This window comes from Amycolatopsis circi (assembly GCF_003385235.1).
GTDB classification, from domain to species: Bacteria; Actinomycetota; Actinomycetes; order Mycobacteriales; family Pseudonocardiaceae; genus Amycolatopsis; species Amycolatopsis circi.
This window is the reverse complement of record NZ_PQIA01000010.1, coordinates 1-12,754: the sequence shown is the minus strand read 5'-3', so window position 1 is coordinate 12,754 and position 12,754 is coordinate 1. Positions and strand designations below refer to the sequence as shown.

The following is a 12,754-nucleotide window of genomic DNA, read 5'->3' as shown; positions in this document are numbered from 1 at the left end:
CGCCGGAGCCGCTGCTTACGGTGCTGGGAACCGTTCCCCTCCCGGATGAGGAGCCGCCATGGCCTCGGCTGTCGGTGTCGACGATTACGCGCTGACCAGGGTGCCCGATTCCGCCCGTTACTCCTGGTGGTCGGTCGCTGTGCAGCGGTTCGGCCAGGTTTCCGCGCTGTCGCAGTTCCTGCTCGGCGCCACGATCGGTTTCGGGATGAGCTTCGGGAACGCCGTGCTGGCGTTCACGCTCGGCTCGGTCATCCTCGAGCTGATCACCATTCTCGTCGGCGTGATCGGCGTCCGCGAGGGCCTGACCACCTCGATGATCGCGCGCTGGACCGGCTTCGGCCGCGGCGGTTCCGCGCTCATCGGGCTGGCCATCGGGATCAGCCTGATCGGCTGGTTCGGCATCCAGTCCGCGGTGTCCGCGCAAGGCCTCGCCGCGCTGGTGGGCGGCCTGCCGGAATGGGGCTGGGCGCTCGTGTTCGGCCTGGTGGTGACCGCGATCGTGGTGCGCGGTTTCCACTCGATGGCGTGGACTGCTTACCTGATGGTGCCCGCGTTCCTGATCCTGGTCGGCTGGTCGGTGGTCTCCGAACTGACCCGGCACGACCTCGGCGCGCTCGTCGCGTCCGCGCCGCCCGGCCCGCACCTGAGCCTGCTGCAGGGCACGACGCTGGTCGCGGGCGGGTTCATCGTCGGCGCGGTGATCACGCCGGACATGACCCGGTTCAACCGCACCACCGGCGACGTCGTCAAGCAGACGCTCGTCGGCGTCACGCTCGGCGAGTACGTGATCGGCCTGGCCGGAGTGCTGCTCGCGCACGCGGTCGGCACGGCGCAGATCACCACGATCGTCACCTCGTCGGTCGGCTGGGTCGGGCTGCTGATCGTCATCGCGGGCACGATGAAGATCAACGACTGGAACCTGTACTCGTCCGGGCTCGGCGTCGTGAACTTCATCGGCACCGTGTCCGGGAAGCGGGCGCACCGCGGCCTGGTCACCGCGGTCCTCGGCCTGGTGGGCAGCGTGCTCGCGGCGGCAGGGATCCTCTCGAAGTTCACCGATTTCCTGACCGTGCTCGGGGTCGCGTTCCCGCCCATCGCCGGGATCATGGTGGCCGAGTACTTCGTGGTGAAGCAGTGGCGCGGCGTCCTGGAGGAGGCTCGGGCCCGCGGCGCGGTGCCCACCGACGCCCCGCTGTGGGTGCCCGCGACGATCGTCGTCTGGATCGCCGCCGCGCTCTTCGGCGAGTTCGTGGACTGGGGCCTGCCCAGCATCAACTCGCTCGTCGTCGCTTTCGTTCTGTACGTGGCCGCCGGGAAGCTCGGCCTGGTCCGCGGGGTCGGCAAAAGCCGCACCGCGGACGCCGAACCCGCCCCGGCCGCCTAAGACCTCGTGAGTGGCGATGCCGGTTAGAACCGGCATTGCCACGCACGACGACCTGGAAGGAGTTTTCGTGCGCATCGGCATCGACGTCGGCGGCACCAACACCGACGCGGTCCTGCTGGACGGCCGCGAGGTGCTCGCCTCGATCAAGACCAGCACCACCGAGGACGTCACCTCGGGCATCGTCGCCGCGATCGACGGGCTGCAGCGGCAGCGCGCGTTCGACCCGGCCGCGGTGCGGGCGGTCATGATCGGCACCACGCACTTCATCAACGCGCTCGTCGAGGCGCACCGGCTCGCCCCGACCGCGGCGGTGCGGCTCAGCCTGCCCGCCGGCGCGTCGCTGCCGCCGATGGTGGACTGGCCGCAGCGGCTGGTCGACGCGGTGTCCGGGCGCAGCTACCTGGTGCACGGCGGCCACGAGTTCGACGGACGGCACATCGCCGAACTGGACGAGAGCGAACTGCGCAAGGCCGCCGACGACATGGGCTCCGCCGGAGTCCGCAGCGTCGCGATCACGTCGGTCTTCTCGCCGGTGAACGCGGAGTTCGAGGCGCGTGCGGCGGAGATCATCGCTTCGCAGCTGCCGGACGTCGCGATCTCGCTGTCCCACGAAATCGGCCGGATCGGCTTGCTGGAGCGGGAAAACGCGACTGTCATCAACGCCGCGCTGCGCGAGCTGGCGGCGCACATCGTGGACGGTCTGGCCGCGTCGGTCACCGGCGCGGGCATCACCGCGCCGCTGTACCTGAGCCAGAACGACGGCACGCTGATGGACGTCGACTTCGCCCGCCGCTACCCGGTCGCGACCTTCGCGTCGGGTCCGACGAACTCGATGCGCGGCGCGGCGGTGCTGTCCGGTTTGGACACTTGCGCGGTGGTCGACGTCGGCGGCACCACGAGCGACGTCGGCGTGCTGCGCCAGGGATTCCCGCGCGAGGCGACCACGGACGTGAGCGTGGCCGGGATCCGCACGAACTTCCGGATGCCGGACGTCCTTTCGATCGGCATCGGCGGCGGCAGCCGGGTCCGCGGCGACGCGTCCGGCGTGACCGTCGGACCGGATTCCGTCGGTTACGAGCTGACCTCGAAGGCGCTCGTCTTCGGCGGAGACACCTTGACCGCCACGGACATCGCGGTCGCTGCCGGGCGGGCCGAGATCGGCGACCCGTCGCTGGTCGCGCACCTCGACCGGGACTTCGTGAAGGCCGCGCTGGACCGGATCGCGGCGGACGTTTCCGATGTCGTCGACCGGATGCGCACGTCGTCCGAGCCGCTCCCGGTGGTCGCCGTCGCCGGCGGTTCGGTGCTGCTGCCGGACGAATTGGCCGGTTCCGGCGAGGTGCGCCGGCCGGACCACTACGCGGTGGCCAACGCGATCGGCGCGGCGATCGCGCAGATCGGCGGCGAGGTCGATCGGGTCTACGTGATCGAGCCAGGCCGTCGAGAGGCCGTGGTGGACGAGGCGAAGCAGGAAGCGGTCGACCGCGCGGTGGCCGCCGGGGCGAGCCCGGCGTCCGTGGGCATCGTCGACTTCGACGAGGTGCCGATCCCGTACCTGCCCGGCAACGCCACCCGGATCCGGGTCAAGGCGGTCGGCGACCTGCAGCTGGGGGCGTGAACGATGGCTGAGATTACTGCGCACGACTTGGACGACATCGCGCGTGGCGCGGCGATTCTCGGCACCGGCGGTGGGGGAGACCCGTACATCGGACGGTTGCTGGCGCATTCCGCGGTCCGCGAGCACGGTTCGGTCCCGCTGGTGAAACTGTCCGAATTGGACGACGACGCTGTGGTGCTGCCGGTCGCGATGATGGGCGCGCCGACCGTGATGGTGGAAAAGCTGCCGTCCGCCGAACAAGTCGGGCTCGCCGCGCGAACGCTGGCCACCTACCTGGGCAAGGAACTCACGCACATCGCCTGCGCCGAAGCGGGCGGCGTGAACTCGCTGATCCCGGTCGTCGCGGCGGCGCAGCTGGGCCTGCCGCTGGTGGACGCGGACGGCATGGGCCGGGCGTTCCCGGAACTGCAGATGGTTTTGCCGACCCTGTACGGAATCCGCGCGACCCCGATGTCCATTGCGGACGAGAAGGGCAACCGCGGCGTACTGGACACTGTGGACAATCACTGGGCGGAGCGGCTCGCCCGGTCGGCGACCATCGACATGGGTTGCTCGGCGATGATCAGCAACTACGCGATGTCCGGCGCGCAGGCGCGGGAGTCGATGGTGCCCGGCACACTGACCCTGTGCGCGGAACTCGGCGCGCTCGTGCGGCAGGCGCGCGAGGCGCACGAGAACCCGGTCGATCGCGTCGTGGCGCGGCTGCGCGGCAGGACGCTGTTCAGCGGCAAGGTCGTCGACGTGGCTCGCCGAACCGTCACGGGGTTCGCCCGCGGTGAGGCTCGACTGTCCGGAATGGACGGTGACATCGGGACGGAAATGTTGCTGCGCTTCCAGAACGAGCACCTGGTGGCCGAAGTGGACGGCGAGGTGCGCGCTTCGGTGCCGGACCTGATCTGCACCCTCGACCGCGAGTCCGGCGAGGCGGTCACCACCGAAGGCCTGCGCTACGGCCAGCGGGTGACGGTGATCGCGGCCCCGGCGGATCCCCGCTGGCACACTCCGGAAGGCATCGCGCTGGCCGGTCCGCGGTACTTCGGCTACGACCTGGACCCGATCGGAGTTGCGGGATGAGCGACGCTTGCGAGCGAATCATGGGCACCGATGTCCGCGCCGCCTCGGATGTCATCGGCGCAGCTCGTCTTTCGGCGGTGCGGACATGAGTTGGAGGTTGACCGAAGACCACCTCGAAGACCTAGCCCGCGGCGCGGCCGTCCTTGGTACCGGTGGTGGCGGCGACCCGTACGTCGGACGGCTGCTGGTGCGCGAAGCGATCCGCGAGCACGGCCCCGTCACCGTGCTCGATCCGGAAGACCTGGACGACGACGCCCTTGTCATCCCGACCGCGCAAATGGGCGCGCCGACCGTCGTGCACGAGAAGCTCCCGAACGGCGCCGAGCCCGAACTTGCCTTGCGAGCGCTGGAAAAGCACCTCGGCGCGAAGGCCGACGCGACGATGCCGATCGAATGCGGCGGGATCAACTCGATGATCCCGCTGGTCGTCGGCGCGCGGCTCGGGCTGCCGGTGGTCGACGCCGACGGCATGGGCCGGGCGTTCCCGGAGCTGCAGATGGAGACGTTCGGCGTGTACGGCGTCTCCGGTTCGCCGATGGGGATCGCCGGGGAACGCGGCGAGACCACGGTGATCGACACCGGAGCCGACAACCGGCGGATGGAATGGCTCGCGCGCGGGATCACCATCCGGCTCGGCGGTGTCGCGCACATCGCCGAATACTCGATGAGCGGCGCGGACGTAAAACGTACGGCGGTGCCGAGGACGTTGTCGCTGGCGTTGAGCGTCGGCCGGGCGATTCGCCTTGCCCGCGAACAGAATGCCGACCCGATAGCCGCGTTGGCGAGTGCGCTCAGCGACACGCTGTACTCGCATCTGCGAGTGTTGTTCCGCGGCAAAGTGTCCGATGTGGAACGTCGCACCGAAGAAGGATTCGCTCGCGGACGCGCCGCCATCGTGTCCTTCGAGGGCGACCGCAAGCTGGAAATCCTTTTCCAGAACGAAAACCTGGTAGCGCTCGTCGACGGTGACGTGCGCTGCCTGGTCCCTGACCTGATCTGCGTGCTGGAGGCGGAATCCGCCGAGCCGATCACCACCGAAACGCTGCGCTACGGCCAGCGCGTCACCGTGGTCGGGATCTCGACGCCGCCGCTCATGCGCACCCCGGAAGCGCTGGCCACGTTCGGCCCGGCGGCGTTCGGGCTGCCGCACGATTTCGTACCCGTGGAGGTGGCTTCGTGAGTTCGCTCGACGGCCGGGCGGTCGTGGTGCTCGGCGGCGGTTCCGGGATCGGGCTGGAGGTCGCCCGGCGCGCGACGGCGGCGGGCGCGCTCGTCCACCTCGGCGGCCGGTCCGGCGACAAACTGCGGGCCGCCGCGGCGGAACTGGGCCCGACCGCGACCTGGCAGGCGGTGGACACCACCGACCAGGAGTCGCTGGCCGAGTTCTTCGGCGCGCTGGACCGGGTCGACCACCTGTTCACGCCCGCCGCGTCCTACACCGTCGGCCCGATGCGCGACCTCAGCGACGAGGAGGCGGAAAGCCCGTTCGTCACCAAGTTCTGGGGCCAGTACCACGCGGTGAAACACGCCGCGCCGAAGCTGTCGCCGGACGCGTCGGTGGTGCTGATGTCCGGCGTCGCGAGCGTGCGCCCGCCTGCCGCGGCCCCGGCGTACGTGGCGTGCAACGCGGCGATCGAGGGTCTTGGTCGCGGGCTCGCGGTGGAGCTGGCCCCGGTACGGGTGAACGTCGTGTCGCCGGGCACGATCGACGGGAACCTGTGGGCCGGGCGTCCGGCCGCCTCGCGGGAATCGAGTTTCGCGCAGTACCGCGCGGACACTCTGCTGCACCGCGTCGGCCGCGAGTCCGAAGTGGCCGATGCCGTGCTGTACCTGTTCACCAGCACTTACACCACCGGCTCGACGCTGTATCCGGACGGCGGGTACAGCTTCCGCTGATACGCTGACCAGCCATGCGCATCACCGCCGCGGACGTGCCGGCACTCGAACGCGGCGTCGCGCTGCTCGGGTCCGGCGGGGGCGGGGACACCGTCACCGCGGCGGTGCTGCTGCGGCGGCTGACCGAATCCGGCCGCGAACCCGTCGTGCACCCGGTCGCGGACCTGCCGCCGGACACCCTCGTGGTGCCGATCGGCATCGTCGGCGCGACCGCCGCGTTCGCCGAAAAGCTGCCCAGCGGCGACGAATTCGCCTCGGCGATCGCCGCGATCGAACGCTGGACCGGGCAGCGCGCGCAGGCGTTGATGTCCATCGAGATCGGTGGCCTGAACGGCCTGCTTCCGCTGGTGGTCGCCCAGGAACTGGGGCTGGGCTATGCCGACGCGGACCTGTCCGGACGCGGGCTGCCGAGACTCGACCAGCTCTCGGTCGCCGCGACCGGACGCGGCGTGGCTCCGGCGGCGCTGGCCGAACCCGGCGGCCGGGTGGTGGTGCTCGCCGCCGCGGCCGCCCCGGTGGTCGAGAGCGGGATCCGCGCGTTCCTGGCCAGCTCAGGCGGCTGGGCGGCGATCGCGCTCGCCCCGATCCCGGCCGGTGAACTGGCCGACCACGCCGTCCTCGACACGACGAGCGAGGCGCTCGCCCTCGGTGCCCGCGTCCTCGCCGCCGGGGAAAGCCCGGACCTGGCCGCGCTGGAAACCGCCCTCGACGGCCGGGTTCTCGCCCGCGGCCGGGTGCTGGAGGTGTCTCGGCACCTCGGTCCCGGACAGCACGGGCACCCCGGGTTCGGGCGTGGCTCGGCGACGCTGACCGATCACCGCGACGGCGCGTTGCTGCGGCTGGAGATGGAAAACGAGTACCTGCTGGCGCTGCGGGACGGGCTTCCGGTGGCGTCCACTCCGGACGTTCTGTCGGTGCTGGACCGCCGCACCGGCGTCCCGCTGCAGTGCGACGCGATCCGCGCCGGGGTCGAGGTGGACGTCGTGTGCCTGGCCGCATCACCGTTCTGGACCGACCCGCGACGCCGCCCGCTGCTGGAGCCGCGCGCGTACGGAATCGACTGCGATCCGGTGGTAGCACAGTGATCCTCCGTCAGCTGCTCGCGCTGCCCTCGTGGGCTGGTCCGGTTCGGGTGTGCTCCGGCGAGTCCGGTTTGGACCGTCCACTGCGGACAGTAAAAGCCGCGCTGGACGCCTCCGGCACTCCCGCTTCCGGCGAACTGGTGGTGCTGGTCCGCTCGCTCGGTTCCGACTGGCAGATCGACGCCCTCCTGCGCCGTTGCGCGGACGCCCGAGCCGCCGGAGTCCTGCTTCCCGGAGCCGAACCGCTTGCCGCGTCACGACTTCTGGCCGAACGGCTGTCAGTGCCGCTGCTGGTCACGTCCGCCGATCCGCTCGATCTGCTCGTGGACGCCCGCCTTGCGCTGGCTGCCCCGGACATCGACCGCGCCGACGCCGTACTCGCCGCGCACCGGGCGTTGGGGGAGCGGTTGCGCCCGCCGGAAGAAATCGTGACCGTCCTGCGGCGACTGTTGGACGCTCCCGTCGCCGTCCTCGACGACCGCGGCGAGGTGCTCGCCGGTGAACTCGCCGAGGCTGCGCGCGTACGAGTCCATGAGCCGGTCCCGCAACGCATCACGCTTCCGGACGGCGTCCTGCTCGCGCATCCTGCGGTGCTGCCGCAGCCGTCGGTCTGGCTGGCCGCGGAGCTGACCGGAGCCAAGTCCCCGCGCGCGGACGTCGTCGCCGCGACGCTGGCTGTGGCGGCAGGTGCCGTGCAGCGCTGGCTGCTGGCCCACCGCCTGGAGCTGGAACGCGATGCCCGCTCCCGGTCCGCGCTGCTGGGCGATTTGCTGCGTCAAGACACCGAACCCGGTGCCGACCTGCGTCGCCGCGCCGCCGACGCGGGCTGGCGACTCGGCGGCTGGCACGTCGGCCTGCGCATCGGCGTGCCCGCGGACGTCGACACTGTTTCCCGCACGCAGGAAGTCGTGCGCGCGCTTCGGGCAGAGTCGATCGACGCGGTCACCGTCGAACACGGCGAGGGCTGGACCGGCTGGGTCACCTTCGAACAAGAACCGACGGCGGAACGGGTGCGGGCGCTGTCCGCGCGGCTGCGCGCCGTGCACCGAAGCCTTCGCCGCACGCTCGACGCACACCTAGGCGTCGGCCGTCCCCATGCAGACGGTCTCACCGCGACAGTCGCCGAAGCCACCGACGCCGCCGGCCTCGCCGCAGCGCGTCCGGAGACCGGGCATTTCCTGCACGTAGACCAGCTCGGCATGGCCCAGTTGCTCTTGGAATGGACGCGGACCGACACGTTCGAGCCTGCTGCGCGTGCGTTGCTCGCTCCGCTGGTCTCGGTGCCCGGCGACCTGATCCGGACCCTCGCGGCTTATCTCGACGCGGAGTCTTCGCTGGCTGAAACTGCGACGGTGCTGGGGATTCACCGGAATACGGTGGCTGCGCGGATCGGCCGGATCGAGCAGTTGCTGCACGTCGATCTGTCACGTCCGGATGAGCGGTTGGCTCTGCATCTGGCCGCCCGCGCGGTGATTCTTGCCCGACCTAGTGAGTAGGGCCCCTGCTCGCCCCGCTGTTCCCAGCGTCCGGCCACTTGATCCGCACGCTCGCGCCGCCGCCCTCGCCCGGCCCGCTGAGTAGTACTGGCAGGACCAGCTACGCCCTTGGTGATCGACTGGCCGGAAGGCAGACTCGAGGCATGGGCAAGAACGACCTGGGCGATTTCCTGCGGGCCCGCCGCGCCGGGCTGACGCCGGACGAGATCGGTCTTCCGGCCGAATTCGGCGCCGGGCGGCGGGTCTCCGGGCTGCGGCGCGGCGAGGTCGCGCAGTTGGCCGGGGTGAGCACCGAGTACTACACCCGGCTGGAACAAGGCCGTGCCCGGCAGCCGTCCGAGCAGGTGCTGCACGCCCTGTGCGAGGCGCTGCGCTTCGACGACATCGAGCGACGGCATCTGTTCGCTCTCGCCGGCGCCACCGCCGAGCGGACGGACCGGGCCGAGCATTCGTCCCGGTTGCGGCCGGCGCTGCGGCAGGTGCTGGACTCGATGGAGCTGGCGTCGGCGTTCGTCAGCGACCGGAATCTGACGGTCGTCGGCGGGAACGCGTTGTGGGCCTTGCTGTTTCCCGACGTGGCCGAGCTGCCGCGACGCGAACGCAGCATGGCCCGCTGGACGCTGCTGGATCCGCGGGCCCGCCTGGTGTGGCGTGATTGGGAGCGCGTCGCCCGCGATTACGTGCACGGGTTGCGGCTCGCCGCGGCCGCACAGCCGCGGAATCAGCACATCGCCAACCTGATCGGCGAGCTGATGATGCGTTCGCCCGAGTTCCCTGCGTGGTGGTCGGAACACCGCGTCCAGGAACGCAGCACCGGCCTCAAACGCCTGCGCCACCCAGTAGTCGGCGACCTGGAACTGCAGTACGAGATCTTCACCTCGGTCGCCGACCCGGGCCAGTCGATGGTCGTCTACAGCGCACCAGCCGGTTCGCCCTCTCAGGAACGGTTGCGGCTGCTGGCCAGCTGGGGCCGCGAACCCGCGCCTGCCCGGGACTCCGCCGAGTCCTGATCACCGTCCACCACTAGGCCCCGCTGTACCCGCGGGGTCCATGCCGTCATGCCATCCTCCGTGAAAGGACACTTCGCAGTGAGCAAGACAATCCTGATCACCGGCGTCAGCACCGGCCTCGGACGCGCCATCGCCCGGCGTGCCTTGGCGGCCGGGCATCACGTCGCGGGCACCGTGCGCACCGAACAGCATGCGGCCGATTTCCAGGCGCTGGACCCGGAACGCGCCCGGGCCTTCGTCCTCGACTTGACCGACGCCGACCGGATCGAGCCCACCGTGCGGGCCGTCGAAGCGGAACTGGGCCCGATTGACGTACTCGTCGCCAACGCTGGTTACGGGCTCGAAGGGACCTTCGAAGAGTCCTCGATGGACGAGCTGCGCCGCCAGTTCGAGGTCAACGTCTTCGGCACGGTCGCGTCCATCAAAGCGGTCCTGCCCGCCATGCGCGAACGGCGCGACGGCCAGATCTTCGTCATCACCTCGATGGGCGGGCACACCACGTTCCCCGGGCTCGCGTTCTACGAGGGCAGCAAGCACGCGCTGGAAGGCATCACCGACACCCTCGCTCAGGAGGTCACGCAGTTCGGCATTCGGGTCACCGCCGTGGCTCCCGGCGCGTTCAAAACCGACTGGGCGGGCCGGTCGCTGGTCCGCGCCCCGCGCAGCATCGCCGACTACGACGCCCTGTTCGACCCGATCCGGACCCGCCGCCAGGCGCTGGCCGGGCAAGGCATCGGCGACCCCGACCGCGCGGGCGACGCCATCCTCCAGCTCCTGGACGAGGAAAACCCGCCCGTGCACCTCCTGCTCGGGTCGGACGCGCTGCGCCTGGTCACCGCCGGACGCCAACGCGTCCAGGACGACTTCGACGCCTGGCAGGACCTCACCCTGTCCACCGACTCCGTCGAAGGCGGCGTAACCGTCGCCTGACTCCAGTTGCGCCGTCCGTGAGGGGAACCCTGAGGGACTCAGAGTCCCTCAGGGTTCCCCTCACGGCAGGTCAGACGCGTCCGCGAACGAGGTCGATCAACCGCCCGAGCACGTGATCGCTCGACGCGCGGAGGCCGTTGTGCTCGTACTCGCTGGTGATCCACGGCCGGAGCGTCGGGATCAGCCGCGCGGTTTCCTCGGAAAACGCCCGCTCGACGTACATGTCGTTGGCATAGATCGCAGCTGCCGCCGGGACGGTGCACTCGCGCAGCGCGTCGGCGTCGTACAGCCGCGGCCATTCGTGCGCGGCAAGCAGTTCCGCGGTCTCCTTCATCGGCCGGAGGCTGTGGAGATCGTCGAAGAGCGAGGGGAACACGTGCTCGCCGGTGAACAACGTCCGGTCGGTGCGGAACTCGTCCGGCAGCACGCGCTCGGCCGACCAGCGGGTGGCGAACCCGTCGGAGTAGGACGATTCGTGGATGACCGAGTACAGCGGATTGCGCCCGCTGAACGGCAGCGAGCTGGCGACGTCGTGCGCGAAAGCGGGGGACGTCGGGTCGCGTTCGATCAGGTAGTGCAGCGTTTCCTCGCCGCCGCTCGCCCCGAGGACGTAACCGAGCTGCTGGAACAACCGCGCGGTGAGCGGACTGCCGTCGGGCAGGAGCACGGCCCCGTCGTCGAGCAACGGCAGCAGCGCCTCGACGCGGGCGCGATCGCCGGGGTAACGGCGGTAGTACTGGCGATTGCGCTCGAGCATGTTGGCGAACGTCGCGGTGTAAACCTCGTCCGGATGCCGCGCGATCGGCGGCAGCCCGCCGGTGAAGAAGGCCTCGGCCAGCCCCTCGGGAAACTGGGAAAGGTAGGCGACCGTGCAAAATCCGCCGAACGACTGCCCGAGCACGCTCCACTTCTCGACACCCAGTTGCTGACGCACGAACTCCGCGTCGCGAATGATCGCGTCGGCGCGGAAGTGCGTGAGGTATTCGGCCTGCTCGGCCGGTGTTCCGGTGAGCGTGCCGACCGGCGTGGACCGCCCGGTGCCGCGCTGGTCGAGCATCAGAACCCGGTACTCCTGCAACGCCCGCGGCAACCAGCTCGGCGTCCCGCGCGACGGCCGCGGCGCTTCGTGCCCGGGACCGCCTTGGAGGTACACGACAAACGGCCGGTCGAGCCCGTCCGGATCAGCGACCTCCCGGGCGAAGACGGTGATCTTCGCGCCGTCCGGACGGGAATGGTCGAGGGGAACGGAGAACTCGTGCTCGGTAAGCACGAGACCGGGAATGCGCACGGTGGTTGCCATACCGGCGATTCAACCAGAGCGGGCGCGGGGGAGGCCACGGAAATTGCCCCGCTCAAGTCCACTGTGGACTTGAGAGGCGCGGTGGTTCCGACGCGGGCGCGCTGGCTTCTCGGCGGCGGAAGGGCGCACGTCGGATCCACCGCTGCCGAACGGGCCGATCCTGCTCGCGGCGGAAGGTACTCAGCGGCACCAGGCACTGCCGTCCGGGGAGCATGCGCTCGGCCGTATTCCTACTGAGCGCGCGCTCGTCGCCGCTGGTGCCAGGGCAAGCACTGGTAATCGGAGCACTTCCGGCATGCGAATGCCAGCCGGGATTCGGGCGTCCGAACCCGCACTCCGGCCGAAGCCGCCGTTCCTGGGCAGCGCTACTCCTTGCCCATCGACCGCCGGATCTCGGCCAGCTTGTCCTTCGCCGCCTCCTTGCGGTCGGCGATCTTCTTGTCCAGCGACTGCACGTCCTCCGGCCCGCCGATCCCGGCCAGCTCCTGCGCGCCGACCGACGTGGTGTACCGCTTCTCGATCCGGTCCCGCACGAAGTCGAAGGACGGCGCGCCGTTGTCGCTGTAGTCGGGTTCGGGGAGGTCGGCGGGAGGCGTGCCGGGGCTCTCCACGATCTCCGCGTCGAGCGGCTGCTGCTCGCCGGGCTTGTCCGCGCTCATCGTCTCGCCTCTTCTCGGTTCGTCGGCTCCGCCTTCGACCCTAGCCGACCTCGCCGGGGACGGGCGGATGTTTCGCCGCCGCCGCTCTGCGGTAGCCCATCAGGGAGCGAAAGGAGTCCGCGATGCTTCGCCCCCGTTCGACCGCGCAGCCCGCCCCGCCCGAGCCCGTCCCGCCCGGTCCGGTGGAGCCCGACCCGGTGACGCCGGGACCGGACCGCCCGCTGCCCGACCCCGAACCCCTTCCGCCCGAATCGGAACCCGGCCCCGAACTGGCGATGGCGGGTCCCTTGTGGACAGTCCGGCCG

At 70.6% G+C, this 12,754-nt stretch carries 12 protein-coding genes; 10 read left to right on the top strand and 2 right to left on the bottom strand.

Annotation, left to right across the window (positions count from 1 at the left end; genetic code table 11):
* Positions 1 to 58 precede the first annotated feature (58 nt).
* The 9 genes from D0D37_RS04825 (at position 59) to D0D37_RS04785 (ending at position 10,490) form a co-directional block, all read left to right on the top strand.
* A complete protein-coding gene (locus D0D37_RS04825) occupies positions 59 to 1,384 on the top strand; it encodes a purine-cytosine permease family protein (protein WP_116199299.1) in 1,326 nt (441 codons plus the stop codon).
* Between the two features lie 67 nt (positions 1,385 to 1,451).
* Positions 1,452 to 3,002 carry a hydantoinase/oxoprolinase N-terminal domain-containing protein gene (locus D0D37_RS04820; RefSeq protein WP_116199298.1) on the top strand — a complete coding sequence of 517 codons (1,551 nt, stop codon included), beginning with the start codon at positions 1,452 to 1,454 and terminating at the stop codon, positions 3,000 to 3,002.
* A gap of 3 nt (positions 3,003 to 3,005) precedes the next feature.
* The gene (locus tag D0D37_RS04815) at positions 3,006 to 4,076 is read left to right on the top strand and encodes a DUF917 domain-containing protein (protein WP_116199297.1); all 1,071 of its coding nucleotides are present in this window, start codon (positions 3,006 to 3,008) and stop codon (positions 4,074 to 4,076) included.
* An 85-nt stretch (positions 4,077 to 4,161) separates the two neighbouring features.
* The gene (locus tag D0D37_RS04810) at positions 4,162 to 5,256 is read left to right on the top strand and encodes a DUF917 domain-containing protein (RefSeq protein ID WP_116199296.1); all 1,095 of its coding nucleotides are present in this window, start codon (positions 4,162 to 4,164) and stop codon (positions 5,254 to 5,256) included.
* A complete protein-coding gene (locus tag D0D37_RS04805; RefSeq protein WP_116199295.1) occupies positions 5,253 to 5,972 on the top strand; it encodes an SDR family oxidoreductase in 720 nt (239 codons plus the stop codon). The genes D0D37_RS04810 and D0D37_RS04805 overlap by 4 nt, the downstream gene beginning before the upstream one ends.
* 14 nt (positions 5,973 to 5,986) lie before the next feature.
* Positions 5,987 to 7,057, top strand: coding sequence for a DUF917 domain-containing protein (locus tag D0D37_RS04800; RefSeq protein ID WP_116199294.1), 1,071 nt, complete (start codon positions 5,987 to 5,989; stop codon positions 7,055 to 7,057).
* On the top strand, positions 7,054 to 8,550 hold the full coding sequence (locus D0D37_RS04795; protein WP_116199293.1) for a helix-turn-helix domain-containing protein: 1,497 nt from the start codon (positions 7,054 to 7,056) through the stop codon (positions 8,548 to 8,550). Before D0D37_RS04800 ends, D0D37_RS04795 begins: the two co-directional genes overlap by 4 nt.
* A 143-nt stretch (positions 8,551 to 8,693) precedes the next feature.
* Complete coding sequence (locus tag D0D37_RS04790; protein WP_116199292.1) at positions 8,694 to 9,560, top strand: helix-turn-helix transcriptional regulator; 867 nt, start codon at positions 8,694 to 8,696, stop codon at positions 9,558 to 9,560.
* Positions 9,561 to 9,638: 78 nt separating this feature from the next.
* Positions 9,639 to 10,490 carry an oxidoreductase gene (locus tag D0D37_RS04785; protein ID WP_116199291.1) on the top strand — a complete coding sequence of 284 codons (852 nt, stop codon included), beginning with the start codon at positions 9,639 to 9,641 and terminating at the stop codon, positions 10,488 to 10,490.
* Between the two features lie 70 nt (positions 10,491 to 10,560).
* Here the strand turns inward: D0D37_RS04785 and D0D37_RS04780 are convergent, their stop codons facing one another.
* Complete coding sequence (locus D0D37_RS04780) at positions 10,561 to 11,790, bottom strand: alpha/beta fold hydrolase (protein ID WP_116199290.1); 1,230 nt, start codon at positions 11,788 to 11,790, stop codon at positions 10,561 to 10,563.
* Between the two features lie 365 nt (positions 11,791 to 12,155).
* Entirely contained in the window at positions 12,156 to 12,449 is a 294-nt protein-coding gene (locus D0D37_RS04775) for a hypothetical protein (RefSeq protein WP_116199289.1), read from the bottom strand.
* A 122-nt stretch (positions 12,450 to 12,571) separates the two neighbouring features.
* Here D0D37_RS04775 and D0D37_RS47300 point away from each other — a divergent pair.
* A partial coding sequence (locus tag D0D37_RS47300; RefSeq protein ID WP_116199386.1) for a hypothetical protein occupies positions 12,572 to 12,754 on the top strand: 183 nt, incomplete at its 3' end.